At 58.9% G+C, this 26866-nt stretch carries 27 protein-coding genes and 3 pseudogenes; 16 read left to right on the plus strand and 14 right to left on the minus strand.

The window, feature by feature from the left end:
* Positions 1 to 418: 418 nt before the first annotated feature.
* A complete protein-coding gene (locus BOP96_RS27500) occupies positions 419 to 1291 on the minus strand; it encodes a LysR substrate-binding domain-containing protein (protein WP_020301049.1) in 873 nt (290 codons plus the stop codon).
* A gap of 111 nt (positions 1292 to 1402) precedes the next feature.
* Here BOP96_RS27500 and BOP96_RS27505 point away from each other — a divergent pair, with 111 nt between their 5' ends.
* From BOP96_RS27505 to BOP96_RS27515, 3 genes are all read left to right on the plus strand, one after another.
* Positions 1403 to 3025, plus strand: coding sequence for a 5-guanidino-2-oxopentanoate decarboxylase (locus tag BOP96_RS27505; protein ID WP_073454604.1), 1623 nt, complete (start codon positions 1403 to 1405; stop codon positions 3023 to 3025).
* Positions 3026 to 3207: 182 nt separating this feature from the next.
* Positions 3208 to 4395: a cyanate transporter gene (locus tag BOP96_RS27510; protein WP_073454607.1), complete on the plus strand. Its 1188-nt coding sequence runs from the start codon at positions 3208 to 3210 to the stop codon at positions 4393 to 4395.
* A gap of 137 nt (positions 4396 to 4532) precedes the next feature.
* Positions 4533 to 5468, plus strand: coding sequence for a LysR family transcriptional regulator (locus BOP96_RS27515; protein WP_014717464.1), 936 nt, complete (start codon positions 4533 to 4535; stop codon positions 5466 to 5468).
* A 20-nt stretch (positions 5469 to 5488) separates the two neighbouring features.
* Here the strand turns inward: BOP96_RS27515 and BOP96_RS27520 are convergent, their stop codons facing one another.
* Complete coding sequence (locus tag BOP96_RS27520) at positions 5489 to 5851, minus strand: 5-carboxymethyl-2-hydroxymuconate Delta-isomerase (protein WP_014717463.1); 363 nt, start codon at positions 5849 to 5851, stop codon at positions 5489 to 5491.
* Between the two features lie 57 nt (positions 5852 to 5908).
* Entirely contained in the window at positions 5909 to 6832 is a 924-nt protein-coding gene (locus BOP96_RS27525) for a LysR substrate-binding domain-containing protein (protein WP_014717462.1), read from the minus strand.
* A 129-nt stretch (positions 6833 to 6961) separates the two neighbouring features.
* On the opposite strand from BOP96_RS27525, the gene BOP96_RS30205 reads away from it, so the two are divergent.
* A complete protein-coding gene (locus BOP96_RS30205) occupies positions 6962 to 7138 on the plus strand; it encodes a hypothetical protein (protein WP_165901709.1) in 177 nt (58 codons plus the stop codon).
* On the opposite strand, the gene BOP96_RS27530 is transcribed toward BOP96_RS30205, so the two are convergent.
* The 5 genes from BOP96_RS27530 to BOP96_RS30210 all read right to left on the minus strand — a co-directional run bounded on the left by BOP96_RS27530 (position 7093) and on the right by BOP96_RS30210 (position 11384).
* Positions 7093 to 8439 carry an MFS transporter gene (locus BOP96_RS27530; protein WP_019818444.1) on the minus strand — a complete coding sequence of 449 codons (1347 nt, stop codon included), beginning with the start codon at positions 8437 to 8439 and terminating at the stop codon, positions 7093 to 7095. The two genes, BOP96_RS30205 and BOP96_RS27530, sit on opposite strands and share 46 nt — an antisense overlap.
* Positions 8440 to 8518: 79 nt before the next feature.
* Positions 8519 to 9451 (minus strand): 3-keto-5-aminohexanoate cleavage protein, encoded by a 933-nt coding sequence (locus BOP96_RS27535; protein ID WP_019818448.1) that lies wholly within the window; start codon positions 9449 to 9451, stop codon positions 8519 to 8521.
* 67 nt (positions 9452 to 9518) lie between these two features.
* On the minus strand, positions 9519 to 10307 hold the full coding sequence (locus tag BOP96_RS27540; protein WP_014717459.1) for an SDR family oxidoreductase: 789 nt from the start codon (positions 10305 to 10307) through the stop codon (positions 9519 to 9521).
* Complete coding sequence (locus BOP96_RS27545) at positions 10304 to 11026, minus strand: GntR family transcriptional regulator (RefSeq protein WP_014717458.1); 723 nt, start codon at positions 11024 to 11026, stop codon at positions 10304 to 10306. The genes BOP96_RS27540 and BOP96_RS27545 overlap by 4 nt, the downstream gene beginning before the upstream one ends.
* A gap of 211 nt (positions 11027 to 11237) precedes the next feature.
* The gene (locus tag BOP96_RS30210; RefSeq protein WP_014717457.1) at positions 11238 to 11384 is read right to left on the minus strand and encodes a hypothetical protein; all 147 of its coding nucleotides are present in this window, start codon (positions 11382 to 11384) and stop codon (positions 11238 to 11240) included.
* A 197-nt stretch (positions 11385 to 11581) separates the two neighbouring features.
* Between BOP96_RS30210 and BOP96_RS27550 the strand changes: the two genes are divergently transcribed.
* The gene (locus tag BOP96_RS27550) at positions 11582 to 12889 is read left to right on the plus strand and encodes an MFS transporter (RefSeq protein ID WP_014717456.1); all 1308 of its coding nucleotides are present in this window, start codon (positions 11582 to 11584) and stop codon (positions 12887 to 12889) included.
* Positions 12886 to 13644 carry a substrate-binding domain-containing protein gene (locus tag BOP96_RS27555; RefSeq protein WP_032903168.1) on the plus strand — a complete coding sequence of 253 codons (759 nt, stop codon included), beginning with the start codon at positions 12886 to 12888 and terminating at the stop codon, positions 13642 to 13644. The genes BOP96_RS27550 and BOP96_RS27555 overlap by 4 nt, the downstream gene beginning before the upstream one ends.
* Here BOP96_RS27555 and BOP96_RS27560 read toward each other — a convergent pair.
* Positions 13636 to 14538 (minus strand): LysR family transcriptional regulator, encoded by a 903-nt coding sequence (locus BOP96_RS27560; protein WP_020301045.1) that lies wholly within the window; start codon positions 14536 to 14538, stop codon positions 13636 to 13638. The genes BOP96_RS27555 and BOP96_RS27560 overlap by 9 nt on opposite strands.
* A 210-nt stretch (positions 14539 to 14748) precedes the next feature.
* Between BOP96_RS27560 and BOP96_RS27565 the strand changes: the two genes are divergently transcribed.
* Together BOP96_RS27565 and BOP96_RS27570 are read left to right on the plus strand one after the other, a co-directional pair.
* Entirely contained in the window at positions 14749 to 15153 is a 405-nt protein-coding gene (locus BOP96_RS27565; protein WP_014717453.1) for a ribbon-helix-helix domain-containing protein, read from the plus strand.
* Positions 15150 to 15503, plus strand: a complete 354-nt coding sequence (locus tag BOP96_RS27570; RefSeq protein WP_019818451.1) for a type II toxin-antitoxin system RelE/ParE family toxin — start codon at positions 15150 to 15152, stop codon at positions 15501 to 15503. Before BOP96_RS27565 ends, BOP96_RS27570 begins: the two co-directional genes overlap by 4 nt.
* Before the next feature lie 18 nt (positions 15504 to 15521).
* Here BOP96_RS27570 and BOP96_RS27575 read toward each other — a convergent pair whose 3' ends face one another.
* The 3 genes from BOP96_RS27575 to BOP96_RS27585 all read right to left on the minus strand — a co-directional run bounded on the left by BOP96_RS27575 (position 15522) and on the right by BOP96_RS27585 (position 19269).
* Complete coding sequence (locus tag BOP96_RS27575; RefSeq protein WP_073454609.1) at positions 15522 to 16574, minus strand: histone deacetylase family protein; 1053 nt, start codon at positions 16572 to 16574, stop codon at positions 15522 to 15524.
* A gap of 134 nt (positions 16575 to 16708) precedes the next feature.
* Positions 16709 to 17941 (minus strand): Zn-dependent hydrolase, encoded by a 1233-nt coding sequence (locus BOP96_RS27580; protein WP_060767226.1) that lies wholly within the window; start codon positions 17939 to 17941, stop codon positions 16709 to 16711.
* 11 nt (positions 17942 to 17952) lie between these two features.
* The gene (locus BOP96_RS27585; protein WP_032903170.1) at positions 17953 to 19269 is read right to left on the minus strand and encodes an MFS transporter; all 1317 of its coding nucleotides are present in this window, start codon (positions 19267 to 19269) and stop codon (positions 17953 to 17955) included.
* 157 nt (positions 19270 to 19426) lie between these two features.
* Between BOP96_RS27585 and BOP96_RS27590 the strand changes: the two genes are divergently transcribed.
* From BOP96_RS27590 to BOP96_RS27605, 4 genes and pseudogenes are all read left to right on the plus strand, one after another.
* Complete coding sequence (locus tag BOP96_RS27590) at positions 19427 to 20368, plus strand: LysR family transcriptional regulator (protein ID WP_014717448.1); 942 nt, start codon at positions 19427 to 19429, stop codon at positions 20366 to 20368.
* A gap of 106 nt (positions 20369 to 20474) precedes the next feature.
* Positions 20475 to 20788 (plus strand): annotated as a pseudogene (locus BOP96_RS30685) (type II toxin-antitoxin system RelE/ParE family toxin).
* 2 nt (positions 20789 to 20790) lie between these two features.
* Positions 20791 to 21078, plus strand: a complete 288-nt coding sequence (nadS, locus tag BOP96_RS27600) for a NadS family protein (RefSeq protein WP_014717446.1) — start codon at positions 20791 to 20793, stop codon at positions 21076 to 21078.
* A 244-nt stretch (positions 21079 to 21322) separates the two neighbouring features.
* A complete protein-coding gene (locus BOP96_RS27605) occupies positions 21323 to 22549 on the plus strand; it encodes an MFS transporter (protein WP_014717445.1) in 1227 nt (408 codons plus the stop codon).
* A gap of 73 nt (positions 22550 to 22622) precedes the next feature.
* Here the strand turns inward: BOP96_RS27605 and BOP96_RS27610 are convergent, their stop codons facing one another.
* Complete coding sequence (locus BOP96_RS27610; protein ID WP_019818461.1) at positions 22623 to 22877, minus strand: DUF6124 family protein; 255 nt, start codon at positions 22875 to 22877, stop codon at positions 22623 to 22625.
* Between the two features lie 406 nt (positions 22878 to 23283).
* On the opposite strand from BOP96_RS27610, the gene BOP96_RS27620 reads away from it, so the two are divergent.
* The 4 genes and pseudogenes from BOP96_RS27620 to BOP96_RS29940 all read left to right on the plus strand — a co-directional run bounded on the left by BOP96_RS27620 (position 23284) and on the right by BOP96_RS29940 (position 25821).
* Positions 23284 to 23523, plus strand: coding sequence for a type II toxin-antitoxin system RelB/DinJ family antitoxin (locus BOP96_RS27620; protein ID WP_014717442.1), 240 nt, complete (start codon positions 23284 to 23286; stop codon positions 23521 to 23523).
* Positions 23513 to 23806: pseudogene (locus BOP96_RS27625) on the plus strand (type II toxin-antitoxin system RelE family toxin). The gene BOP96_RS27620 and the pseudogene BOP96_RS27625 overlap by 11 nt, the downstream one beginning before the upstream one ends.
* Before the next feature lie 294 nt (positions 23807 to 24100).
* Positions 24101 to 24625, plus strand: coding sequence for a hypothetical protein (locus tag BOP96_RS27630; protein WP_073454611.1), 525 nt, complete (start codon positions 24101 to 24103; stop codon positions 24623 to 24625).
* Positions 24626 to 25371: 746 nt separating this feature from the next.
* On the plus strand, positions 25372 to 25821 hold the full coding sequence (locus BOP96_RS29940; protein WP_138726254.1) for a hypothetical protein: 450 nt from the start codon (positions 25372 to 25374) through the stop codon (positions 25819 to 25821).
* Between the two features lie 5 nt (positions 25822 to 25826).
* Here BOP96_RS29940 and BOP96_RS27635 read toward each other — a convergent pair.
* Positions 25827 to 26792: pseudogene (locus BOP96_RS27635) on the minus strand (DUF4113 domain-containing protein); the annotation flags it as partial.
* Positions 26793 to 26866: the final 74 nt, after the last annotated feature.

Genomic DNA, 26866 nt, shown 5'->3' on the forward strand with positions numbered 1-26866 from the left:
TTCTCCGAACGAATATGCAAAGAGCTTGAGGCAGAAGACTGGATAACCAGCTTCATGGCGTACGCTGCCGGGGGACAGGCCCATGGTTACTTTGGGCTGGGCCGGCACTCCGGCTCTTTTCCAAAGTGACCCGCTGTCAGAGCGGAACCCTAAGCGGCCGTTACCGCAGCAATGGATATGTACACAATCCAACTGTGTTGACTGTCAGTCCGCCTTCGCGAGCAAGCCCGCTCCCACAGTTGGATCGTGGGGTGTCTGGTAGATAGGCGTTGGCTTTCAGGCCCTCATCGCAGGCAAGCCAGCTCCCACATCTGGATCGTCGGGGTGTCAGGTAGATAGGTGTCGGCTTTCAGGCCGTCATCGCAGGCAAGCCAGCCACAGTTGGATCGCGGCGAGTCAGGTAGATAGGCGTAGGCTGTCATCCCACACTGGCCTCACTCACCAACCAATCCATCAGCGCGACCAACCCAACCGACGGTTCCTTCCCCGGCGGATACACCAGGAAATACCCCATCCCCGTCGACACCCGCAGTTCAAACGGCATCGCCAACCGCCCCGCCCTCAGATCCTCGCCAATCAACGCACTGTCGCCCATCGCCACCCCGGAGCCCTGGGACGCTACGGTCATTGCCAAGTCCAAGGTTTCGAAGTGGTGCCGTTGGATGGGGTCGCTCAAGCAGGCATTGGCAGCCTTGAGCCACAACGTCCAATCGCGCTCGTCTCGGGTCGGGTGCAACAGTACCTGATGCTGCAAATCCTGCGGCGTACGCAAACTGCCCAGCAACCCAGGCACGCAGACCGGCGTGAGACGCTCGTCGAACAGATGCCGCGCCTCGGCCGACTGCTCGGCGATGGGCCCGTAGATCACCGCCGCGTCAAACGGCTCACGACGAAAGTCGACGTTATAGGCCACCGTCGTGGTGAGCTCCACCGGCACATCCGGGCGTTCTTTTTGCCATTGCAGCAAGCGCGGCAACAACCAGCGCATCACGCAGGTGGACGCTTTGAGCTGCAAGGTGCGGCGCCGGTCACCGATGTGCTCCACCGCGTCAGCGAGCAAGCCAAACACCTGTTGCGCGCATGCCAGCCATTCGCGCCCCTCCTCCGTCAGGCTCAAGCCACGCGCCTGGCGCTGAAACAAGGCATAGCCCAACTGGCTTTCCAACCCGGCCACCTGTCGACTCACCGCGCCCTGGGTAATGTGCAGGTGTTCGGCGGCACGGGTGAAGTTGCAGCACTGGGCTGTGACCCAGAAGGTGTGCAACGCAGGTAACGGTGGGAGGCGTTTCATCGGGGCGCAGCCATGACGGGAGGACATGGCGAGTATGACTTTTTATCGATTGTTGCCGCCACCGGCCAACCGCTCCAATAGCGCTTCGACCCCATCACAAGAGCGACCTGTATGGCGACCTGCGGCGAAGTATTGGTGCACCTCCTGGAACGCTACGGCGTGGACCACGTATTCGGCATTCCCGGCGTACATACCGTGGAGCTGTACCGGGGCTTGGCCCGCTCCAGCATTCGACATGTCACCCCGCGCCACGAACAGGGCGCCGGCTTCATGGCCGACGGTTATGCGCGCACCCGTGGCAAGCCCGGCGTGTGCTTTATCATCACCGGCCCCGGCATGACCAATATCACCACGGCCATGGGCCAGGCCTATGCCGACTCGATCCCGATGCTGGTGATATCCAGCGTACAGTCACGCAGCCAACTGGGCGGTGGGCGCGGCAAGTTGCATGAGCTGCCGAACCAGAGCGCGCTGGTGGCCGGGGTGGCGGCGTTCTCCCACACCTTGATGTCGGCGGCTGAACTGCCCGCCGTGCTGGCGCGGGCGTTTGCGTTGTTCCAGGCCGGTCGGCCGCGCCCGGTGCATATCGAGATCCCCCTGGATGTGTTGGTGGAAAATGCCGACGCGTTGCTGGGTAGCACGCCTGTCAGCGTCACCCGCGCTGGCGCGGCACCGGCGGCCGTGCAGCAGATGAGCCAGAGGCTGGCTGCGGCCAAGCGCCCGCTGATCCTGGCCGGTGGCGGCGCCATTGACGCAGCCGCCGAACTGACCCGCCTCGCAGAAGCCCTCGGCGCGCCCGTGGCCCTCACTATCAACGCCAAGGGCATGTTGCCGGCCGCGCACCCGCTGCTGATCGGCTCCACGCAAACACTGCCCGCCACCCGTGCCCTGGTGGCTGAGGCTGACGTGGTATTGGCGATCGGCACCGAGTTGGCAGAGACCGACTACGACGTCACCTTCGCCGGTGGTTTCAACATTCCCGGTGCGCTGTTGCGCATCGATATTGACCCGGACCAGACCGTACGCAACTACCCGCCCCAAGTGGCACTGGTGGCCGACGCACGCATCGCCGCCCAGGCCCTGCTTACCGCACTCAACCGCCAGCCGCTGGCGCCGCGCACTGCCGACTGGGGTGCAGCACGCGCCTCCCGTTTGTGGGCCGAGCTGGAACCTGCCTGGGACGCTTCGACGCGTGCGCAAACCCGGTTTCTCAACGCGGTTCTGGAGGAATTGCCCGGCGTGGTGTTCGTGGGCGACTCCACTCAACCGGTGTACAGCGGCAACCTGACCCTGAACCTCGACCACCCACGCCGCTGGTTCAATTCCTCCACCGGTTACGGCACCCTGGGTTATGCCCTGCCTGCGGCCATTGGTGCCTGGCTCGGGCGCGGCGATGGCCAACCTGTGGTGTGCCTGATCGGCGACGGCGGCCTGCAATTTACCCTGCCGGAGCTGGCCAGCGCGGTGGAAGCGCGTACACCGGTGATCGTGCTGTTGTGGAATAACCAGGGTTATGAAGAGATCAAGAAGTACATGGTCAACCGTGACATCGAACCGGTGGGTGTGGACATCTACACGCCGGACTTTATCGGTGTGGCCAAGGCTCTGGGCTGCGCGGCACAAAGCGTCCATGGCATTGAAGGGTTGCGCACGGCTTTACGTGCCGCCGCTGATCGCCAGGGGCCCACATTGCTTGAAATCGACCAGGCGCGGTGGGAGTTGCCGAGTCTGTAATCCCGCTAAGTTGGGCCTGTGGCGAGGGAGCTTGCTCCCGTGACGGCCTGACAGCCGACGCCCAATGCGCTTTTACCTCACCACTTCGCATCCGCATTTTTTCAATAGCCCCTGCGACTTTCTGATTTGCCCCGCTACACACTCCATGGCCTGATTCGCCCTTGTGCATTCAAGGCAGGCCCATGGAAAACGTTCAGGCAAAATCCACCTGCGCACTATGGCTGATGATCAGCGTGGTGCTCGTCGCCCTCAATTTGCGTCCGTCGATGGCGGCCGTGGGGCCGTTATTGGCGTCGATTCGTGCGGATGTGCCGCTAAGTTTCAGCAGCGCCGCCTTACTGACCATGTTGCCAGTCATGGCCATGGGCCTGGCGATGTTCTTTGGCATGGGCCTGGCCAAGCGCGTGGGCGAGCATCGCAGCATTGTGGTGTCGTTGCTGGTGATTGGGCTGGCGACTGTGTCGCGGTTGTTCCTGGATTCGGCACTGGAGCTGATCGCGAGTGCCATTGCGGCGGGTGTCGGCATTGCGCTAATCCAGGCGTTGATGCCGGCGCTGATCAAGTCGCGTTTCAGCGCCAATGTTTCGTTATTCATGGGCCTGTATGTCACCGCGATCATGGGCGGCGCGGCCCTGGCTGCTTCGTTCTCGCCGTTGGTGCAAACCCAGACCGGCAGCTGGCGTATCGGCCTGGCGATCTGGGCACTGCTGGCGTTGTTGGCCCTGGTGTTCTGGTATGCGCAGCGTTCGGCCCTGCCGCCCTTACCCCACGCCGGTTCGGGCCCCCAGGAGGCTTTTTTCAGCAATCGCCGCGCCTGGTTGCTGGCGATCTTTTTTGGCCTCGGCACCGCGTCCTACACCTGTGTGCTGGCATGGCTGGCGCCGTACTACGTCGAGCAGGGTTGGAGTGAACAGAATGCCGGTTTGCTGCTGGGTTTCTTGACTGCCATGGAAGTGATCTCCGGCCTGGTCACACCGGCCATCGCCAACCGCCGCCAGGATAAACGCGGCGTGGTGGCGGTGCTGCTGGTGCTGATCATCCTGGGTTTCTGCGGCCTAATCCTCAGCCCGCAACATTGGAGCCTGTTGTGGCCCTGCCTGCTAGGCCTGGGGATTGGCGGCCTGTTCCCGATGAGCCTGATCCTGTCCCTGGACCACCTCGACAACCCGCGCCGTGCCGGTGGCCTTACCGCGTTTGTGCAGGGCATCGGTTATCTGATCGCCGGCCTGTCGCCGCTGATCGCCGGCATGATCCGCGACCAGTTGGGCAGCTTCGAATGGGCCTGGTGGTCATTGATGGCAGTGAGCGGGCTGATGCTGCTGATCGTCATGCGTTTCAACCCGGCGCATTACGCACGCCATATCCGCTGACGTCGTATTAAAAACATTTTTTGTCCCACCCAAAACATTGAAAGGTCCTACAGCGCTTTCTATTGGTACGAGCGTTCCGTTAACATTTTGCTCAGTCTTGTACTGAGTTCGGTACAAAGGGTTTACGGACGAAACCGATGCTAAACAGTAACTTGCTCAGAAAGCTCGATATGCAGGATTTGATGGTGTTTATCGCCGTCTACGACCAGAGCAGCGTTACCGAGGTGTCTGAAACGCTGTTCGTCAGCCAGTCCACCGTGAGCTATAGCCTGAAGAAGCTGCGCACCAGCTTTGAAGATGAGCTGTTTATCAACACCCGCGCAGGCATGCGTCCTACGTACAAGGCCACCACCATGTACGAGCATGTGCAGAAGATTCTGGAAAGCATCAACCTGTGCCATGCCGGTGGCCAGGCTTTTGATCCGACCCAACAGGCCGTGACCTTCAATGTGTGTGCGCCGGAATATTTCGAGCAGCTGATTCTGCCGCGCCTGTTGAAGCGTTTCGACCATGCCGACCTGCCGGTGATCGTCAACGTGCAGAAGCTGGAAACCGACATCCCCGCCGACGACCTGCGTGAGGGTCGCCTGGACCTGGTGATCTGTTTCGGCCCGCACTTTCACCGCGCTCACAAAGACTTCAAGACCCAGATGCTGTTGGAGGACGACTTGGTCTGCGTGTGCGACCAACGCTCAGCGCCGAGGGAACAGGCGTTCAGCCTGCAGTCCTTCGTTGAGCGGCGCCACGTATTCCCCACACCCTGGACCTCCGACACCAACATGATCGACGGCTGGCTTGCGCGCCAGGCGCGCAAGCGTCAGGTGATTGCACGGGCCAACAGCTACAGCGCGGCATTGAAGATGATTGCCGGCACCGACTTCATCGTCACCCTGCCCCGCCGCGTGCAAAAGTTACTGGCACCGGCGCCGGCATTCGGTGTTTGCGAAGCACCTAACGGTTTGCCGGGGTTCACCCTGGATATGCAGTGGAACGAAACCAGTGGGCAGGACAGCGCCAATACCTGGTTTCGGGAGCAAGTGGTGAAGGTGTGTGCGGATCAGGGCCTTTTGTAATTGGATGGCGATGGTGGAAGTCAGCCGATGGCGATTTTGCTGTAGGAATCGCGATCAATATCCAGCAGCTCGACACTCAGTTGTACCTGCACACCTTCGGGCCACGGGCCCAGGTCCTGAAGCACCGCCAGCAGGCTTTCTGATAGCTGCTTCTTGATCTGCGGTGAACGCCCGCTCAATAACGCCAGACGCACCGCGACAAAACCGCGCTCACCCAGGCCAGTGCCGACCCGAAATCGCTCGACCGCCACCGCACGGCTCTTGATGTCGAACTCGGCGCCGAACTGACCGGAGGCCACCAACGCATGGTTAAGGCGCAACAGGGCCTTGTCGATGTCCAGTTGCGTCAGGTTGGCGGTGTGTTCCAAGTGCAGGTGCGGCATGCTTTTCTCCGAGTTTTTTGTAGGAAGATGCCAAGCTATATACCACGGAAAAACACCTCAAGCCTTGGCCACCAGCCCTCTATCACTCATGAATGCCTCCAGCCGCGAGCGCATCCAGCGCTCCGCCGGGTCGGTGTCGACATGGCTGAGCCACACCATCGACAAATCCAGAGTCGGGGTTTCGAACGGGAACGGCTCGCAGAACAGGTTCCCGCTGGCAGCCATGGCCTGGGCGGTGTAATCGGGCAGGCTGGCGATCATGTCGGTGCCGGCAAGCAAGGCCGGCAACGAGCTGTATTGCGGCACCGAGAGCACTACATGGCGTTTGCGGCCCACCTCGGCCAGCCACTCATCGGCAAACCCGGCGACGTTGGCGGTGTGGGACACCAGCACATGGGGCCGTGCGCAATATTCGTCGAGGGTCAGCGGTGTGTCCGAGGCATCGGCGCGCAGCAGGCACGGGCGGATGTGCCGCAACAGCTTACGCTTGGCATTGGCCGGCAGCCCGCGGGTCTGGGTGATGCCGACGGTAATATCGCCGGAAGCCAACAGGTCCGGAATGCGCCAGTAATCCACATGCTGCACCACAAACACCACCTGCGGCGCCTCCTGGCGCAAGGCGCGCAGCAAGGGTGGCAGCAGGCCGAACTCCACGTCATCGGACAGGCCGATGCGGAAAGTCATGGTGCTGATGGACGGGTCGAAATCATGGGTCAGGCTCAGGGCCGAAGACAGCGAGTCCAGGGCTGGCGACAGGTGCTGGATGATCTCCTCGGCGCGCGCCGTAGGCTCCATGCGATGGCCGACACGAATAAACAGTGGGTCGTTGAACAGGGTACGCAGGCGGTTGAGGGCCGAGCTGATGGTCGGTTGGCCGAGAAACAGCTTCTCCGCCACCCGCGTCACATTGCGCTCGAGCATCAGTGCTTCGAAGACCACCATCAAGTTGATGTCGGCCTTGCGTAATTCATTGCGATTCATCGGCGCCTGCCCCTTTGCCCAAGACAAGCGGCAGTTTAGGAAGGCTGCGGGGCTGCGTCTATGTGCGCACTGTTCAATAAACGGGTTTGGGACTATAAATCAGGTCTTGAAGGTTGCAGGTACCCCCTTGTGCTGCTCATTTTCGCCTTAAGCGTCCTGCTCAGCGGGGCTTTGCTCTGGGCCATCAAATTCATTGTGCACCCCACCGCCAGGACACTGCTGCGCGCATTTGTCGGCTTGTGCCTGGCGGCGGTGCTGGCTTACCTGGTGCTGGCTTCCGGATTCCCCACTTCGTTGCTGGTGTGAGACGCTTCCTGGCCCTGGCGCAGGCGTAAAGCCGACAACGCAGCCACCACCAACACCACGGTAATGACTTTCAAGCCGTTCATGGCATTGCCCGTGCTCATCTCAATGGCGCCCATCACCGACGGCCCGACAAAGCCGCCCAACAACCCGCACGCATTCACAAACCCCAGCCCTCCCGCCAAGGCCACGCCTTTGAGGCGCGAGGCCGGGTAGAGAAACACGATCGACTGCACCACAAAAAACATCACTGCAGACAGGCAAAAACCCAACAGGCTGAACACCGGCCCCGACACCGACGCAATGCCCAGCCCCAATGCCATGGTCAGCAACCCAGTGACCAGCAGCCGGCGGCAACGCCCGGGCGTGGTCGCAAAACGCGGGATCAATACCGCACCCAGTGCCGCCGCGATCCACGGCAACGAGGTCAGCAGGCCGACACTCATGGTGCTCAACTCGCCGTATTTGCTGATGATGCTCGGCAAGAAAAAGATCACGGTGTAGAGGGTGATCTGATGGCAAAAATACACAAAGATCGCCAGCAGGATTTGCGGCGTCAGCCAGTTTTTCAACGCATGGCCGCCCGCCCCCGCACCTTCCTCGGTTTCCTGGGCGATACGCTGTTCAATACCGCGTGCTTCTTCGGCCGACAGCCACGGCGCCTTGCTCGGACGGTCCGGCAACTTGCGCCACACCACCCAGGCAAACGCCACGGCGGGCAGGCCTTCGAGTAGGAACATCCACTGCCAGCCGTGCCAGCCGAGCATACCGTCCATACGCATCAAAGCCGCGCCCACAGGGCCACCGATGATGTTGGCAAAGCACACGCCCAGCAGGAAATACCCGGTGGCGCGCGCCCGCTGTTCGCGGTTGAACCAGTAGGTCAGGTACAGCATGACACCGGGAAATAAACCGGCTTCGGCAATACCCAGCAGCAGGCGCAATACGTAGAACGACGTTTCGCCCTGCACAAACGCCATCGCCGCAGAGATCAGGCCCCAGGTCACCATGATGCGGGCGATCCAGAACCGCGCTCCAACCTTGTGCATGATCAGGTTGCTGGGGATTTCTGACAGTGCATAGGTCAGGAAAAACAGTCCGGCGCCCAACCCGTAGGCGGCGGCAGAAATACCCAGGTCGACGTCCAGGTGATGCTTGGCCAGGGCGATGTTGGTGCGATCCAGAAAGCTCAGAATGTAGGCAATGATCAACAGTGGCATCAACTTGGCAAACATCAGTCTGTTGAGGGCCTGCGGTTCACGGGGTGAACCGGTCTTGACGTGCTTGGGCACTTCGATACGCATGGTGTGATCCCCTTATTGTTGTTGTGCGGGAATGTCGGCCACGTCATGACGCGGCCTTTTTGTCGATAAATAAACGGGATCAGAAATTGACCTGGTCACGCCCCTTGAGCCCGAGGATTTCCCGCGCTTCATCGGGCGTGGCGACGCGGTGGCCGAGAGCCTCGATCACCGTGCGAATGCGCCGTACCTGGTCGGCATTCGAAGCCGCCAGCTTGCCCGGCCCGTCCCACAACGAATCCTCCAGGCCCACCCGTGCGTTGCTGCCCATAGACAGGCCCATGGTCGCCAGCGGGATCTGCCCACGCCCGGCACCGAGGATCGACCACACGTAGTCATCGCCAAACAGGCGGTCGGCAGTGCGCCGCATGTGCGCCAGGTCTTCCGGGTGCCCACCGATGCCGCCACGCAGACCAAACACCGACTGGATAAACAGTGGTGGTTTGAGCAGGCCGCGTTCCAGGAAATGCGCGGCGGTGTAGAGGTGGCCGATGTCGTAGCACTCGATTTCAAAGCGGGTGCGGTTATCGGCACAGGCATTGAGGATGTGGGCAATGTCGCGGAAGGTGTTGCGAAAGATCCGGTCGTCGCTCTCTTCCAGATACGGGCGTTCCCAATCGTGCTGGAACTCGGTAAAGCGGTTGAGCATTTCGTACAGCCCGAAATTCATCGACCCCATGTTCAACGAGGCCAATTCCGGCTTGAACTGCATCACCGGTTGCAGGCGCTCCTCCACGCCCATAGTCGGCGCGCCGCCGGTGGTGATGTTGATCACCACGTCACTGGCCGCCTTGATCTGCGGCAAAAATTCGGCGAACAGCGCCGGGTCCTGGCTAGGGCGCCCATCAATCGGGTCACGGGCATGCAAGTGCACAATGGCCGCGCCAGCTTGGGCGGCGCCGATGGCTGCGTCGGCGATTTGCTGCGCGGTGATGGGCAAATGCGGTGACATCGACGGCGTATGAATGGCGCCGGTAACAGCACAGGTAATGATGACAGGGCGATTTTTGGGCATGACGATTCTCCGACTTTTATTCTTATGAAAAAAATCCTGGGTGCAGCGCGATATGTGCTTGCGTGGCTTACAGGTACTCGACGTTACCGTCGACACTGATCGCCTGGCCGGTCACGTTGCGTGCGGCGGGCGAACAGAGGAACAAGGCCATGGCAGCCACGTCTTCGGCGGTGACCATGCGCTTGAGGGAGATCTTGTTGAGGTATTCCTGGCGCATCTGAGCTTCGGGCACGCCGAGTTGCTCAGCGCGGGCGCGGATCACACCGTCCATGCGCGGGCCTTCGACAATGCCGGGCAGCAAGGCGTTGACGCGGATGTCGCTCTCGCCCAACTCCGAAGCCAAGGATTTCATCAGGCCGACAATGGCCCATTTGGTCGCCGCATAGGGCGTACGCCACGCGTAGCCTAGCCGCCCCGCCACCGAGGCGATATGCAGCAAATGGCCGTGGGACGATTCCTTGAGCAGCGGTACTGCGTGGTGGGCAAAGCGGTATTGGGCCGTGAGATTGATGTTGATGGTGGCTTGCCACTCGGCGTCGCTGATGGTGTCGATACCTCCCGTAGGCCCCGCAATTCCGGCATTGTTGACCAACACGTCCAAACCGCCGAACTGCTCGCGCTGCACCTTGAATACCGCCTCGACCTGCGCGGCATCGCTGACATCGGCGCGGGTCGCGACGCTGCCAGGGTATTTATCCCGAAACGCCGCCAGCGCCGGCTCGCTCACATCACACACATGCACTTGGGCGCCGGCTTCCATATAGGCCGCGGCCAACACTTCACCAATGCCGGCAGCCCCGCCGGAAATCAACACACGTAACCCAGGATAAGGCTGTAGCCGTTGTAGGACACTCATGCACGTTTACCTCCTGATACAGACGACCGCGCACGGTCGTTTTTGACGAGCAAGCGCGCCAGGGAATCGGCGGCCTGCATGATGTCGTCGGTCACCGCTGCCCGCGCGCCGGCGCCATCGCGGGCAGCCAGGGCTTCAACGATGCGCGTATGCGCTTCCATCGAACGTTGCAGGTGGGCTTTATCGGGGGCGACCAGGGCAAAACACGGCCCCATGTGCAGCCAGAAATTCTCCACCGCTGCCATGGTCAATTCGGCCTGGGCCACTGCATAAATGCGACGGTGAAAGGCGAAGTTGGTCCACAGGTAGCGGGATACGTCGACCTCATCGGCGGCGTGTTGCATCTGGTTGCACAGATCGGTGATTTCGTCGAGGTCGTGTTTTTGCAGGAGCAGCACGGCTTTTTCCGCCAGCAAGCCTTCAAGGGCTACCCGCGTGTCGCGAATTTCACGCAAGCGTTCGGCGGTCATCAAACGCACTCGCAGGCGGGAAGTTTCGGTGACTTCAAAGGCGTTTTCGGCGCTCAGGCGTTGCAACGCTTCACGTACCGGCATGGGGCTGGAGCCGAGCGCTTCGGCGAGGCCACGGATGGTGAGTTTCTGGCCAGGCTGGAAACGGCCACTCATCAGCGCTTCGCGGATCTGGCGGTAGACCTGGTCTTGCAGGGTATCGCGGGACACCTGACGCAAGGTGGGCAGGAGGAGCGGACCATCGGTCATGAGGCAAAACCTGTGTTGTGGTTGTTATGGCCTCAATATGTGATCACAAATCAAATATGTCAAATGATCTCCCGCCAATGAGCGTGAGCACATAGACATGTGGGGAGCGGGCCTGGCCGCGATGCAGTGGGTCAGTCACACATTGGTTGACTGACACACCGCCATCGCGGGCAAGCCCGCTCCCACAATTTGACCGCGTTTGACCTGTTACTCAGGGTTTGAGCGGACGCTCCTGGTCACGCTCGGAAAGCTCGGTGCCGTCGTCCGGATGCTTCCAGGTTTGCGGCTTTTCTTCTTCAGGCTTCTGCCGATGCTCTTCACGCTCCGGCTCGTGGTGCTGCTTCTGTTCGTTCCCCATAAAGGTCTGCGCCCATAAGAATTGGATACAGCTTCAAGCATAGAACACAGCAGGCTGTTTTGAAGCCGGCCCAGATTGATAGCAAATACGCATCAATTCATCCAAATTAGTCACTTATCATTTCTAAATGTGTCAGCCACTATCCCAAGTCTTAAGCGAAACAAGCACTTTAAAAAGAACGCTGGAGACACAAAACCATGACGACCCCTTCCCGGCCTGCGGCTGCCCCCTCCAAAGTAGGCGCTGTATTGCGCGTTACTTCGGGCAACTTCCTCGAACAGTTCGACTTCTTTCTGTTCGGTTTCTATGCCACCTATATCGCTGCCGCGTTCTTCCCGGCCGCTAATGAGTTTGCGTCATTAATGATGACCTTCGCCGTGTTCGGCGCTGGCTTCCTTATGCGTCCATTGGGCGCGATCATTCTGGGTGCCTACATCGACGACGTGGGCCGTCGCAAAGGCTTGATCGTGACCTTGTCGATCATGGCCAGCGGTACGCTGCTGATCGTACTGGTGCCCAGTTATCAGACCATCGGCCTATGGGCACCGTTTCTGGTGCTGTTGGGGCGCCTCCTGCAAGGCTTCTCGGCCGGCGCGGAGCTGGGTGGCGTGTCGGTGTACCTGTCCGAAATGGCTACGCCGGGCCGTAAAGGCTTCTACACCAGCTGGCAGTCGGGCAGCCAACAGATCTCCATCGTCGTCGCCGCGGCCCTGGGTTATGGCCTGAACGTGTGGATGGAACCTGCGGTGGTGGCCGATTGGGGCTGGCGTATTCCGTTTGCCGTCGGTTGCGTGATCATTCCGTTTATCTTCGTGTTGCGTCGCAACCTGCAGGAAACCGAAGAGTTCGCCAACCGCAAGCATCGCCCGACCATGCGTGAAGTGATGGCGACCCTGGTGAAGAACTGGACCGTGGTCATCGGCGGCATGCTGATGGTGGCCATGACCACCACCGCGTTCTACCTGATCACTGTGTACGCACCGACCTTCGGCAAAACCGTGTTGCACCTGAGCACCTCGGACGCCCTGCTGGTGACCTTGCTGGTCGCGATTTCGAACTTCTTCTGGCTGCCAATCGGCGGCACGTTAAGCGACCGCTTCGGCCGCAAACCGGTGCTGATTGCCATGACAGTGCTGACTGTCCTTACGGCTTATCCGGCATTGTCCTACGTGGTCAACGCACCAAGCTTTGCGCACATGCTGGAAACCCTGCTGTGGTTCTCGTTCCTGTATGGCATGTATAACGGCGCGATGATCCCGGCGTTGACTGAAATCATGCCGGTGGAAGTGCGTGTGGCGGGTTTTTCCCTGGCCTACAGCCTGGCGACAGCAGTGTTCGGTGGCTTTACCCCGGCGATCTCCACCTGGTTCATTCACATCACTGAAGACAAGGCTTCACCTGCGTATTGGATGATCTTTGCCGCGCTGTGTGCATTGTGTTCGACCCTGGCGTTGTATCGCCGCGCCAATACCCGTGGCCAAGTCCTGCAGGAGGCCGCGCAATGAAGCCGCTGTTCAAGACCCTCACCGCTGTCGTCCTCGGCACCCTGGCGCTGGCCGCCCAGGCTGAGCAACTCAAAGTCATGACCTCGGGCGGCTTCACCGCCGCGTATAAGTTGCTCGGCCCGCAATACGCCAAGCAAAGTGGTGACACCCTCGAGACCATTCTTGGCCCGTCCATGGGCAAGGCGCCGGAAGCGATTCCCAACCGCCTGGCCCGTGGCGAGCACGCCGATGTGGTGATCATGGTCGGCTATGCCCTGGACGAATTGATCAAACAAGGCAAAGTCGACCCCGCCTCCCGCGTGGAATTGGCGGACTCGCGGATCGGCCTGGTGGTGAAGGAAGGTGCGGCCAAACCTTCGATCAATACCGACGCCGAGCTCAAGGCTGTGCTGAGCCAAGCCAAGTCGGTGGCCTATTCGGATAGCGCCAGCGGCGTGTATGTCGAGAAGCAATTGTTCAAGAAACTCGGCATGCCGGCCAAGGGCACCATGATCGAACGCGTGCCGGTGGGCGAGCAGGTGGCCAAGGGCGATTACGAGGTCGGCTTGCAACAAGTGGCGGAGCTGTTGCCAGTCAAGGGTGTAACGTTTGTGGGCAAGATCCCGGAAGACGTGCAGTCGGTGACGCGCTTTGCCGCGGGCATTCCGGTAAACGCCGAACACCCGGAGCAGGCCAAGGCGCTGTTGCAGTTCATGGCATCGCCCGAGGCCCAGCCAGAGGTGCAATCCACCGGCCTGGACTCGGTGTCACGCTGACCGGAACGGCATCTCCCGCACCAACCGCTCCAACTCCAGCGCCGCCGGTGGCAATGTCCGCCCGCGGCGCTTGATCAAGCCCACATTGCGCAGCACCTGGGGCTCCACCAGCGGCACACTGACCAGAATCGGGTGAGTGTGCGCCGGCATCGCAATCGACGGCACCATCGCTACGCCCAACCCTGCCTCCACCAGCCCGATCATCGTGGTCACGTGGTGCGTCTCGCAGATACTCGGCTTTTTCACCCGCACCCCTCGCAGGGCCTGGTCGAGCAGGAAGCGGTTGCCCGACGTCTTATCCACCTCGATGTAGTCATGCTCATAGGCCTCGGTCCAGCTCACGCTGTCACGCTCAGCCAACGGGTGGTCACGCCGACAGGCCAACACATAGCGCTCCTGCAACAGCAACTCGAATTCCACCTCATCGGCCAGGCTGCCGCTGAAACTCACACCAAAGTCCGCCTCGCCGCTGGCCACCGCATTGCACACCTCGCCGGCACTGGCATCCAACACCCGCAGGCGAATCTTCGGGTACAGCTTATGGAATTCGGAGATCACGTGGGGCATGAAGTAGTACGCGGTAGACGGCACGCAGGCGATGGTGACGTTGCCCATGCGTGTGGACGCGACGTTGCTGATGCCCATCAAGGCGATGTCCAGATCATCGAGCATTCGCTCCACCTGGGGCAAAAACGCACGCCCGACCATGGTCAGGCTGACCCGCCGCGTGGTGCGTTCGAACAGCTTTACATCCAGCGCGGATTCGAGCTTTTCGATACGCCGGCTGAGGGCCGGTTGCGAGATACGGATGGCCTCGGCAGCGCCACGAAAACTGCCCTTGTCCACCACGGCGCGGAAGGCTTGGAGGTCGTTGAGGTCGAAGTTGATGATCACGGGAGGCTGGCCAAAGGTGGTCGAGGTGACAAGCATTATCGTATGGGAGCCGGTGGGACGCCATGTATGCCGAGACGGTTTGCCGAGATCATCCTGTTACACATATGAAGTCATACATATCAGCAAGTTATCGGCCGCCTGCGGCCACGCGATCGCCAAAACGGGTCAATACTTGGGGCCTGACCTACACAACTGGAGACGTAGCAACTCATGGAAACCTACCCCTTCTGGATGGACGACGAGTCGCCGGGCATCGGCATCGATCAGTTGCTTCTTGCATCGCGCCAATGGTCGAGTAGGATTGAATCCTACTCAACCCTGGCGGATAACCCCATGCGCTCAACCCAGCAAATGAGCATCACCTTGCCCCTTGAAATGGCTGCCATGGTCAAAGCCAAGGTGGCTGCTGGCGAATATGCCAGCGAAAGTGAAGTGATTCGCGATGGCCTGCGGGCGTTGCTGGCGCGTGATCGTGCCATGGAAGATTGGCTCAGAGACGAAGTCATCCCAGCAGCGACCGCCCTTGAGGCGAAGCCTGAGCTTGGGTTATCGCCAGAACAGGTCCGCGAACATATGGCCGCCAGACGACGGGGCAAAGGCACAGGGCAAGCGTGAGCTACTCGGTAGTTTTTTCGCCCGAGGTCTTGGCGCAGCTCGATGCCCTCGAAGACTACATCAGCGATGTGGGCTCCCCTCTTGTAGCGGTGCGTTTTATCGACAATCTTGTCAGCTACTGCGAAAGCCTTGCCCTGTTTCCCTTGCGCGGCATGCACCGTGACAACCTGCTGAAAGACTTGCGCATCACTCACTATCGTAGCAGCACCATTATTGCGTTCAGGGTGAAGCCTGACTTCAAAACGGTATCGATAGTGGGGGTGTTTTACGGCGGGCAAGACTACACGGCGTTGTTGCATGCAGATGAGAACGAACACCCGACAAGGGCTGAAAAGCCTGCTGAAAACTGATCAGCAGGCTTTTAGCGTTCAATCACCCTTTAGCGAAGGGCCTGATAGCGCGTTCCACGCCGTTGGTGCACCGAAAAACGCCTGGGCATTACTGTCCAACGTTTCCAAGTGATACCCGCCTTCCTGCACGATCACGCAGGGTAACCCCAGCGCGCGGATGCGGGCTCCCAACCGCGCAAAGCCTTCCCGCGTCACCGCGACTTTGCTTTGTGGGTCCAGCTCGTAGATATCGAAGCCCAGTGACAACACCAGCACATCCGCCGAAAAGTCCTTCACCGCTGCCAGGGCCTGCTCCAGCTTTTCGAAGAACACCGCTTCGCTGGCACCATGGGGCATCGGCAGGTTGAGGTTATACCCCTCGCCGGCGCCACTGCCTTTTTCCTCGGCAAAGCCTGCCACGCCAGGATAGAAGTTGGTCGGGTCGCCGTGGATCGACACATACAGCACGTCGTCGCGGTCGTAGAAAATTTCCTGGATGCCTTGGCCGTGATGCATATCGGTATCGAGCACGGCGACACGCTGGAAACCTTGGCGCAGTGCTTGCGCAGCCACGGCCGCATTGTTGATGTAACAGAAGCCACCGGCCGCGTCGAAGCGGGCGTGATGGCCCGGGGGCCGGCACAAGGCGTAGGCGGCAGGGGCGCCATCGAGGATGTCTCCCGCTGCGGCGATGGCGCTTTGGGCTGACCAATAAGCCGAGCGCCAGGTCAATTCACCGATGGGGCAACTGCCATCGGCCAGGTAGCGTGCCGCCTGGGCCAGGATGCCGCGCAAGGCGTTGGGTTCACGCACGAAGATGTTGGACATGACTTCGTCGCCCCAGTCTTCGGGGATTTCTTTCCAGCGCTGGTGAGCTTCTTGAAGAAAAGCCAGGTAGTCGCCGCCGTGCACGGCGAGCAACGGATCCAGACCGTAGTCGGCCGGTTGCTGGATATCGAAGCCCAGGGTTTGCGCAGCCAGCAACAGGTTGCGCGCGCGCTCGGGAACCTCCTGGGGCGTGCGCATCTGGCCGCGGGAGTAGTAACTACGTGGGTGATGCAGGAGTTGTTCGGGGTGAAAAAACGTCTTCATGAGTTGCTCCTGGATAAACACAGAACCTGTGGGAGCTGGCTTGCCTGCGATAGCGGTGAATCAGGCAGTACATTGTTCTCTGACAGTCCGCTATCGCAGGCAAGCCAGCTCCCACAGGGGTGCGGCGTCGGCCTTTAGAAATGAACATGCCCGGCGCGTTTCAAGACGGCGTTAAGCAATACATCGGTGCCCTGGCGCACATCGTCGGGCAAGACATCTTCGGCTTCATTGTGGCTGAGGCCGCCAACGCAGGGGATGAAGATCATGGCGGTGGGACAATAGCGCGCCAGGTGAATCGCATCGTGGCCGGCACCGCTGACGATGGTCTGCTGGCTGTAGCCCAAGCCGTCCACCGCAGCCTGCACGCAAGCCACGCATTCGGCGTCGAACGGCGTGGCCGGGCTGATCCAGTGAGGCGTGATGGTGACGCTCAGGCCACGGTGGTCAGCGATAGCCTGCAGGCGTGCACGCACTTGCTGCTCCATGGCGTCGATGTCGGCGTCGCGGTGATGGCGCAGGTCGACGGTAAAATTGAGCAAGCCGGGAATAGTGTTGCGCGACGACTTGGCGATGCTCAGTTCACCCACAGTGGTGAGGCCCTGCGGGGCAAAATCGGCAGCGAGATTTTCCAGGGCCTGGATCATTTTCGCCGCGCCGTACAGCGCATCTTTACGCAACGGCATCGGCGTGGTCCCGGCGTGCGCGGCCATGCCTTCGACCCGTACATCAAGCCAGCGAATCGCTTGACCACCGGTGACTACGCCGATGCTGTTGGCGTTGTCTTCCAGGATCGGGCCTTGCTCGATATGCGCCTCGAAATACGCATCCACTGCGCCACCCAACGGGCGCTCACCGTTGTAGCCGGTGGTGCGCAACGCCTCGTTCACGCTGATACCGTCGACATCAACGGTGGCCAGTGCCTTATCCAGGGCGAGCGTGCCGGTGAACACCGCCGAGCCCAGCATCGCTGGCGTGAAACGGGCGCCCTCCTCGTTGGTCCACACTGCAATTTCCAACGGCTTGCGCGTCTGGATGCCGTGGTCGTCGAGACTGCGGATCACCTCCAGGCCAGCCAACACGCCGTACACCCCATCGAAGCGTCCGCCTTCGGGCTGGGTATCCAGATGGCTGCCCATCATCACAGGGGCTGCGTCCTTATCGGTGCCGCCGCGGCGGGCGAACAGGTTGCCAATAGCGTCCACGCTCAACGTCAGGCCAGCGGCTGTACACCAGTGACTGAACAGCTCACGACCGGCCTTGTCTTCAGCGCTCAATGCCAGACGGCAGCTGCCACCGCGTGCCGTCGCGCCGATCTCGGCCATGTCCATCAGGCTATGCCACAGGCGCTCGCCATTAATCTTCAACATTACTGACTCCCTCAACTGTGTGCCATTTCCAGGCGGTGAGCCGTGGCGTGGCGGCGGGACAAGGCCAGCACGCACACCAACGAGACCGCCGCGATCACGCTGTAAAACACTGCCATCGGCCACCATTGGCCCAGGTATTGATGAGCCAGCCAGGTGCCGATCAGCGGCGTCAAACCACCGGCCAACGCGCCGCATACCTGGTAGGCGAGGGAAATCGCGGTGTAGCGCACACGGGTTTCAAACAGGCCGCTGACAAAACCTGCGATGACGGCGTAGAACGACGCCATGCACACCACCGCCAAGGCAATGCCGAGGATGATCAAGGGCGCCTGGCCGCTGCTGACCAAGACGAACATCGGATACGGCGAAGCCATTGCCAGTACACACATGGCGCACAGGAACCGCGTAGCGCCGACCTTCTCCGCCACCCAGGCGGCCAATGGCTGAACGCAGAACTGGATAATGGCAACGAAGAACAGGCATTCCAGGATCAGCGATCGCGGTAGGTCCAATTGCTGAGTGCTGTAGGCAATCATGAAGGTGTTAGTGAAATACACGCCGGCAATCCCCAACGTATTGGCGCCAATGCACAGCAATAGCGGGCGCCAAGCGGTCTTCAGCACTTCGAGGACGGGGGCTTGGTCCTTTTTAATAGCACGGGCCTTTTCCGCTAGGGCCTTGTCTTCAAGGAACTCCGGCGACTCGTTCACACCCAGGCGAATCGCCAGGCCGACCACTAGCAGTAAGGCGCTGGCCAGGAACGGCAGGCGCCAGCCCCAACTGAGCAGGTCTTCTTCCGGCAGACGAGTGACGGCGCTGAACGCCAGCAAGGACAGAATCAAACCGGCCGGGCTGCCCAACTGCGCGAAAGATGCAAAGAAGTTACGTCGCCCCTTTGGCGCATGTTCCCCGGCCATCAACACCGCCCCACCCCACTCGCCGCCGACCGCAATGCCCTGCACCACTCGCAACAGTATCAGCAGCACTGGCGCGGCAGCGCCGATCTGCGCATAGGTCGGTAACAGGCCGATGCACACCGTCACCACGCCCATCATCACGAGGGTAATCACCAGGGACTTCTTGCGCCCGATGCGGTCGCCGATATGGCCAAACACGATGCCGCCCAACGGCCGTGCGAAAAAGCCCACGGCGAAGGTGCCGAAGGCGGCCATGGTGCTGAACAGTCTATCGTCGGAAGGGAAGAACAGCTGACCGAACACCAGCGCGGCGGCGGTGGCATAGATGTAAAAGTCGTACCACTCGATCATGGTGCCGATAAAGGCGGCGGCCGCGGCACGGCGAGGCTGCGGCGAAGCAGAAGGCTTCATGGGGCTGGCTCCTTTGGTTATTTTTTTGGCAGGAGAAGATCAAACCAGTGCGCTCTGGTGGCGCTCGTTAAGCCCGATTTTTCGGCCTGGGGCTATGATTAGTCAATTTTCTATTTATTATCTTAATTATAAAAACTGCTTATTATCGAGCGATGCCATGCCCGAATCCCGCCGCGATATTCACCCCCTGCTCAACGACCGCCTGGACTGGAACCTGCTGCGCACCTTCCGCGTGATCGGCCAGGAACTGAGCATCAGCCGCGCTGCTGCCCGCCTGCATCTGACGCAACCGGCGATCAGCCAGGCGCTCAAGCGCCTGGAAGAACAGCTGGATTGCCAGCTCATCCTGCGCCGTGGCCCGCGCTTCGTACTCACCGAGGCGGGTGAACAGATCTTCGCCATTGCCGGGGAGATGTACGGCCAGGTTTCGCAGATGAGCAACGCCCTGCAAAAGCCGGGTGATGAAGTGATCGGCAAAGTGCGCTTGCTGATGATCAGCCGGATTAATTCCGACACTTTCGATGACTTTCTCGCAGGCTTTCATCGCGAGCACCCACGGGTAGACCTGGAGGTCGAAGTGATGCGCAGCTCCGACATTGTTGCCGCGCTGCTGGAAAAAACCGCGACCCTGGGGCTCAGCCTCAACCGCCGGCCACAACCGCGCCTGGAACAGCATCTGTTTCTGCGTCAGCGTTATGCGTTTTTTTGTGGGAAACACCACCCATTGTTCGGACGCACAGGGTTGGTCGAAGGGGATCTGCAATCGGAAAATTTCGTGAGCTTTACCAGCGACCAGATTGGCGGGATGCTCTCGCCGCTGACTATTTTCCGTGATCAGCAAGGGTTCGGCGGGCGGATTGTGGCGTCGTCATCCAGCCTGGAAGAAGTGCGGCGCCTGGTGATTGCCGGGTATGGCCTGGGATGCCTGCCAGTGCATGTAGTGGCCGAAGATGTGCAGAACGGGCTGCTCTGGCGGCTGCCGCCGGATGAGGGCATTGCGGATGTGGATATTCACGTGCTTTGGAACCGGGAGCAGAAGATGAGTCGGGCGGAGGGGGTGTTTATTGAGTGCCTTTTGGAGCGGTTGGCCAGAACATAATTGGCCGCATCCGAGTGCGCCAAAAAGCAGTTACAACTCACCGGATGCGCACCGAAGCGCGCACGGCTAGGATTGCAGCGAACTAAGCCAATGGCGTACATTAGCGATGATTTTCATTGAGACATCGGTCTTCACACGTCGCGTTAAAGAATTGATCGACGAAGATGCCTACACGGCCTTTCAGAACGTGCTTGTAGTGAATCCCGCTGCAGGCGATGTGATTGAGGGTACGGGCGGTATCCGCAAAATACGAGTAGCAGCCAAGAGCCATGGTAAACGAGGCGGGGCACGTGTGATCTATTAGCACTTCGCCTCGGCATCACAGATTGTTTTACTGATGATCTATCCCAAAAATGAACAGCAGACTTGAGCGCCGACGAACGCAAGTCACTGAAGGCTGCGATTGAGCACTGGAGATAGCTATGAGCCGACTTTTTGATGAATTGATGGAAAGCGTTCAAGAGATGAACGAGATCCTGCGCGGAGAACGGGAGCCATCCCGTGAATTTCATGTCGACTCAATGCGAGTTAAAGAGATCCGTAAGGCAACAGGGCTGACCCAGGCTAAATTCGCAGCGCTGATTGACGTTCAGCTCGGTACGTTGCGCAACTGGGAGCAGGGTCGTCGCGAACCTACTGGGCCGGCAAAGGCGTTGTTGAAAGCTATCCATAACGACCCGGTGCATGTACTGAACGCGCTGGCTAGCTAAAATAAAACTCCCCCCCTGCACCTTAAACATCGTCATAACCGGAAAAGCTCGGAGCTGATTCAACTTCGGGCTTTTTCGTTTGTGATGCTGAGTGAGGACTCTTCAAAAACCTCACATCGATAGCACTGATGATTACTATCGAAACGAGCGCCTGCTCGATTGCCAACACTGATTCCTATAATCGCCCCCAGCTTCCCTCTCCTGCGTCTGACCTCAGGCGACTTTCACCTTGGAATCCCACACCATGCCAAGCGCGAGCCAGGCCTCTAACGGCCTTCCCGAACATAATCAACAAAGCGTCAAACAGCAGTGGCTGGCGATTCTTTCGGTCGCCGTGGGTGCCTTTGCCCTGGTGACCAGTGAATTCCTGCCGGTGGGCGTACTCAACGACGTCGCCAGCGACCTGGGTATCAGTGCCGGTCACGCCGGATTGATGGTCACATTACCCGGCATCATGGCCGCCCTCGCCGCGCCGTTTCTGTCGGTCAGCATTGGCGCCATGGACCGTCGCTACCTGCTGATTGGCCTGACACTGGTGATGATCATCGCCAACTCGGTGGTGGCCTTTGCCACCGATTTCAGCCTACTGCTGTTCGGCCGCGTATTGCTCGGCATCAGCATCGGCGGCTTCTGGGCCACCGCCATTGCCCTCAGCGGGCGGCTGGCGCCCAAAGGCGTGGGGGTTGCGAAAGCCACCTCGATCATCATGATGGGCGTAACCCTGGCCACCGTGTTGGGCGTGCCGGTAGGTACATGGCTCAGCGGCCTGATGGGCTGGCGCATGACCTTCCTGGTCACGGCGTTGGTGGGCATTCCGGTACTGCTGGCGCAGATCTTCCTGCTGCCGCGACTCACCCCGGAGAAAGCCATTCAGATCCGTGACCTGCCGGCTTTGTTTATCAACCCACAAGCACGGGTCGGGTTGATCGCCGTGCTGCTGATCGGTCTCGCACACTTTGCCGCATACACCTATGTCGCACCGTTCTTTAAACACAGCTCCGGCTTCGACGGACCGACGATTGGCTCGCTGTTGTTGCTGTATGGCGTGGCTGGGGTGCTGGGCAATATCTTCGCCGGCTTTGCCGCCAACCGCAGCGTACGCAACACCCTGTTGCTGGTCGCACTGATGATCGGCACCAGCACCGCGCTGTTCCCCTACTTCGCCACCGGCATGACCGGCGCGGCGATGCTGATCGCCCTGTGGGGCTTCGCCTTCGGGGCTTTCCCGGCCTGCGCGAGCATCTGGATGTTCGTCGTGGCGCCCAAGGATGTAGAACGCGGCATGCCGCTGTTTGTGGCGCTGTTTCAGGTGATCATTGCCCTGGGCTCGTTCTTTGGCGGGCGGATCGTCGACCAGATGGGCAGCTCGGTGTTGTTGAGCCTGGCCACGGTGTTGGTGGGTTTCGGATTTGCGACCGTGCTGGTGTTGGGACGCAAGGTGAGTAATAGCCTGGTGGCGCAGCCAGCCTGACCGGGTTGTAGGCGCAAAAAAGCCTGCTGAGCATTGAGCTCAGCAGGCTTTTTTCGTTTCAGGGAGCAGGTATTTATTTGGCCGTGGGGAAATCACGCTCAAGGACAGCATCCACCAAGGCTTGCGCGTTCTCGATCAATTGAGCCAGGGCCATGATCACGGGCGACTGCGTGCTGACTGGATCTTCGGCGCATTGGTAGGCGGATTGAAGGGCGGATGAGAGGGTTTCGGTGGCGTTTATAAGGGTTTCTTCGGTGCCGACATCATCGGCTACGCAAAAGATTTTGCGTGCATGCCCTTCGGTAGAATCAGCGGTGATCTTATTCATGATGTAACCCCAGCCAACGCAACCCTGCACGAAAACTGCCGAACCTGCACAACGTAAGCACCTGTTTCGGCAAAGCTTGGTAACCAGAATCTCCACCGGGAACCTTGTGTGCATAAGCCTGCGAGCTAGTCTCAAAAAGTCGCCGCCGTGGCGACATACTGTCAAGGGTGCTGATATGCCAACGAGATATCGCGATGCGGTCACAGGTGAATACGTAACCGAGCAAGAGGCGAAGAAAAGACCAAGGGAAACGGTGAAAGAAACCGATAAAAAGCGCCCGGCAAAGCCGACGGCCAAAAAGTAGGATCAACAGATGAGAGCGACTGCCGTATGTCCAGACAAACTTGCCAATGAAACCCGATTGCTCCAATGTAATGACCAACGTCATTACACAAGGAGCTATCCCTTGGCATCTATCAACATTCGTATCGATGACGACCTGAAAGCTCGCGCCTACCTGGAGCTGGAGAAACTTGGTGTCACCCCTTCCGAACTGATACGCCAGGCGTTGCAATATGTTGCCGAGCGCGGCCAGTTGCCATTTAAGCCTGTGCTGATGACTGAAGAGGATGAAGCCTTGATGGCGACCGTACGTGAGCGTCTTGCATCGCCTCAACGCGTAAGGGTTTCTTTGGATGACCTATAGCCTTGATTTTGATGCGCGTGCATTGAAGGAATGGCAATAGCTCGGTGACACCCTCCGTCAGCAACTCAAAAAGAAGCTGGTCGAAATCCTGAACAACCCACGTATTGAGGCTAATCGCCTACATCGCCTGCCTGACTGCTACAAGATCAAACTGCGTAGTAGCGGGTACAGGCTGGTGTATCAAGTGATCGATCAGGAAATTACGGTGTTCGTGGTCGCCGTTGATAAACGTGAGCGTGATCAAGCTTATCGCAAAGCGTCTGAGCGCCTTGATCAGCGTTAGGCAGGACTGGAAAATATCCCTGAAGCAGTCGCTGATAAAGACTGGAAATGAAAAAGCCCCGCAGCTTATTCAGCTGCGGGGCTTTTTCTATGTAATGGCGGAGAGATAGGGATTCGAACCCGACCAAGGTTAGCTGTAGTCCGCTCAAGGCCACGAAATTAGACCATGTAGCACCTGAGTTTAGGCCTATATAGGCCTAAAGCGGTGTTCGCTGTGCCCTAAAAATGCCCTAAGATCACTGCGCTTCGAACCGGCATTGGCAGAGGAAAGCGTCCAGATACAGGTGATCATTTAGTGGAAAATTACAAATTTTTGTATGAGCTCTCTAGAAAAGCACTGGATGAGGAGCTTGACCGATACAAAAAACTCGACGAGAAAGCGAGTAGATTTCTCAGCATCCTCAGCATCGGCATCGTTGCCTACACAGCTCTCCTTAATGCAGCGTCTTCAAAAATATTACCTATCAGCACCTTCGGCGTTCTCGGATGGGTATTTGCCATACTTTCGGGACTGACATTTGTAGCTCTGTTTTCGGCATGGTTCAGAATTTTCAATAGCATTAAGCTTTCTGACAGCCCCACCATCGCTATCGGAAAAACCGCAAACGAGCTTGCCGATCAGGAAGAAATCATCACGATGTATTATTCACTGGCGCTTTCCTGCCAGGAAGCGCTGATGGTAGCCCGCTCGGTGCTACAGGCAAAGACCGACTATCTAGAGAGTGCGTACAGAGAAATTTTCGCGTCCACATGTCTTTTAGCCGCTTGCCTGCTACTTTATTTCTGGATTGCAGCATCTTCCCAAGGAGTAGGATCATGACCGATAACAAAAAACCGGATACAAAACCTGCTGATAAACCAAAACCTAACCCAGCGGCAAAGAGGCCTGAGGTGGTAATGGTTCTCAGTCATCAGGAGAAATTCAAAAAACGCTGAAACCCGAAATCCTGTTATCAGCTTTCCAAGCTGATAACAGGGTTCGATTTCCTTAACCCGCTCGACTATTTTCAAGGCCTCCAGCCTGCCCTCCAATTGCCTCTGACTAAGCACATCCCGATTGTGTTGGAGTATGTGGGGAGCTTTGAGGAATCGGCCCGTGGTTATTGGCCCTAGCATCTGTTCAGGCAATATTGCACAAATGCATAGTTTGGCGTACGGCTTGCCCCATTTTTGCCCCATTTTTGCCCCATGCAACTCCTGCAGCTCACCAGCAGACTCCAAATGCTGGTCGCAGTCAGCTTCGCTGGTCAGTTTTTTTCCTCAAGCAGTAGCCAAACCCACTGCAAATTCGGTACAGTCGTCTCTACGACATGCGCTTTGACGTATGCTCTGACAGAAGCGAATGCCGAAAAAAGCATCTTGAGATGCTACGTTTGCTTCAATGACTCTAAATCACATGAGTTCCATGGACCTTCAAGCAGGGCCATCAAAAATGCAAAGACACGAAGACACAACACGTCGCAACGAGCCAGCGCGCTTCAATTATGATCTGGCACGGATGTCCTCCGCCATCGAGAGTGGTAGCATGACCCTCCCACGCGGACAAAACCACGCAGAGCGGAAAGAATGGATTCGAGCACAACTAGCCAAGCTGGACACGTTGTAGACTTAAGCATTCTTTTTTCAAGAATATACCTGACTGTGGCCGCAAACGACGGCGAAATTCTCGATCGTTTTATTAATCATGCTCAAACCCACGGCCTGGAAAATCTACCAGGCCGACTCAAGCCCTCGTGGGACGTCCACAGAGATGATCCATTCTTTCTCAAAAAAGTTGAATACGCCCGACACTGGGATTTGTGGCACTACCACGTCGGAATGCCATATTTTGATGAAACCAACGGTCACGGCGATTTCACCTCCGAATGGGTTCTACATCTACGTCGCCTCCCGTGCGGTACGCGGACACAAATCGTAGACTGGGACAAACATCCGCCATTTGAGCTTCCTAAAGAAAAGTATTTTGTGATGCCTGGCGATGAGCATCCTTTTGTTTTCCCAAAGAAGTTGAAGTAGGTGAGTCAAATACAAGATACGGCCCATAGCTGATCCAGCCTTGTCGTATAACTCTGACTCATCATCTCGCGTCGCATCCCCCATTCAGGATTCGCTGGTACGCTGGCCGAACGCAGGGTGCCCCTCCCCCAACGTCCATTGATCTGGTCAAGCACTGTCATCACCCGAGTAGCGTCGGCTGGCTGTGATGTTGCGAACAGATCATCTGTGTACTCGCCTGGCTGGCAGAGGTTGAGCAACATCACCTCGGCCTTGCTGTACTTGAAGCCTGATCGAAATATACGATCAAGCGCCCCCACCGCCGCCTGGGTGAGCAGGCGAACGTCGTCAGTGGGGTAAGGCATATCTACCACCACACCGTTGGCGTATTTCGCCTCTTCCGGATTGAACATGCCGGTACGGATGCTCACGCGCACCTTCTTGCACAGCGAATTCTGGGCGCGAAGCTTCTCAGAAGCTCGCATCATGTAGGTGGCCACCGCCTCTTTGATAGGCACCAGCTCCGTCAGCCGCTGGCCGAACATCCGACTGCAGCAAATCTCCTGCTTTGGCGGATCCGGCTCGTCCAGCTCCAAGCAAGGCGTGCCGCCCAGCTCCCTGGCCGTCTTCTCGATCACAACGCTGAACTTCTTGCGGAGCGTCCATGGGTCCGCCTTAGCAAGATCCATTGCAGACTTGATACCCATCGCATCAAGATGAAGTTTCATCTTTCGACCAACGCCCCACACCTCCGCCACGTCCGTATTGCGCAGCACCCAGTCCCGCTTAACCGGGTCGGTGATATTGACCACACCACCGGTCTGCGATTGCAGGCGCTTTGCGGTGTGGTTTGCCAGCTTCGCCAGGGTCTTTGTATGAGCGATACCAACACCGACAGGTATGCCGGTGCAGCGAAGTACCTGGGCGCGGATCTGCCGGCCTAACGCATCCAACCCACTGACACCGGTCAGATCGGCAAATGCCTCATCGATGTAAAGGAAAGATTGTGAACTATGGACATAGCCACAGAGCAGTCATGGTCTGCTGTTGACTCTGATCTCTGATG

The sequence above is a fragment of the Pseudomonas sp. FSL W5-0203 genome, from assembly GCF_001896155.1.
Classification (GTDB): Bacteria; Pseudomonadota; Gammaproteobacteria; order Pseudomonadales; family Pseudomonadaceae; genus Aquipseudomonas; species Aquipseudomonas paracarnis.

Coding starts and splice junctions, on each gene's coding strand:
- BOP96_RS27505 (WP_073454604.1), top strand. CDS start 1,403: ATGGCGACCTGCGGCGAAGTATTGGTGCACCTCCTGGAACGCTACGGC.
- BOP96_RS27520 (WP_014717463.1), bottom strand. CDS start 5,851: ATGCCGCACCTGCACTTGGAACACACCGCCAACCTGACGCAACTGGAC.
- BOP96_RS27535 (WP_019818448.1), bottom strand. CDS start 9,451: ATGCCCAAAAATCGCCCTGTCATCATTACCTGTGCTGTTACCGGCGCC.
- BOP96_RS27580 (WP_060767226.1), bottom strand. CDS start 17,941: ATGTTGAAGATTAATGGCGAGCGCCTGTGGCATAGCCTGATGGACATG.
- nadS (WP_014717446.1), top strand. CDS start 20,791: ATGAGCCGACTTTTTGATGAATTGATGGAAAGCGTTCAAGAGATGAAC.
- BOP96_RS27555 (WP_032903168.1), top strand. CDS start 12,886: ATGAAGCCGCTGTTCAAGACCCTCACCGCTGTCGTCCTCGGCACCCTG.
- BOP96_RS27515 (WP_014717464.1), top strand. CDS start 4,533: ATGCTAAACAGTAACTTGCTCAGAAAGCTCGATATGCAGGATTTGATG.
- BOP96_RS30210 (WP_014717457.1), bottom strand. CDS start 11,384: ATGGGGAACGAACAGAAGCAGCACCACGAGCCGGAGCGTGAAGAGCAT.
- BOP96_RS27525 (WP_014717462.1), bottom strand. CDS start 6,832: ATGAATCGCAATGAATTACGCAAGGCCGACATCAACTTGATGGTGGTC.
- BOP96_RS27585 (WP_032903170.1), bottom strand. CDS start 19,269: ATGAAGCCTTCTGCTTCGCCGCAGCCTCGCCGTGCCGCGGCCGCCGCC.
- BOP96_RS27540 (WP_014717459.1), bottom strand. CDS start 10,307: ATGAGTGTCCTACAACGGCTACAGCCTTATCCTGGGTTACGTGTGTTG.
- BOP96_RS29940 (WP_138726254.1), top strand. CDS start 25,372: ATGGATTCGAGCACAACTAGCCAAGCTGGACACGTTGTAGACTTAAGC.
- BOP96_RS27590 (WP_014717448.1), top strand. CDS start 19,427: ATGCCCGAATCCCGCCGCGATATTCACCCCCTGCTCAACGACCGCCTG.
- BOP96_RS27610 (WP_019818461.1), bottom strand. CDS start 22,877: ATGAATAAGATCACCGCTGATTCTACCGAAGGGCATGCACGCAAAATC.
- BOP96_RS27530 (WP_019818444.1), bottom strand. CDS start 8,439: ATGCGTATCGAAGTGCCCAAGCACGTCAAGACCGGTTCACCCCGTGAA.
- BOP96_RS27605 (WP_014717445.1), top strand. CDS start 21,323: ATGCCAAGCGCGAGCCAGGCCTCTAACGGCCTTCCCGAACATAATCAA.
- BOP96_RS27500 (WP_020301049.1), bottom strand. CDS start 1,291: ATGAAACGCCTCCCACCGTTACCTGCGTTGCACACCTTCTGGGTCACA.
- BOP96_RS27545 (WP_014717458.1), bottom strand. CDS start 11,026: ATGACCGATGGTCCGCTCCTCCTGCCCACCTTGCGTCAGGTGTCCCGC.
- BOP96_RS27510 (WP_073454607.1), top strand. CDS start 3,208: ATGGAAAACGTTCAGGCAAAATCCACCTGCGCACTATGGCTGATGATC.
- BOP96_RS27550 (WP_014717456.1), top strand. CDS start 11,582: ATGACGACCCCTTCCCGGCCTGCGGCTGCCCCCTCCAAAGTAGGCGCT.
- BOP96_RS27565 (WP_014717453.1), top strand. CDS start 14,749: ATGGAAACCTACCCCTTCTGGATGGACGACGAGTCGCCGGGCATCGGC.
- BOP96_RS27575 (WP_073454609.1), bottom strand. CDS start 16,574: ATGAAGACGTTTTTTCACCCCGAACAACTCCTGCATCACCCACGTAGT.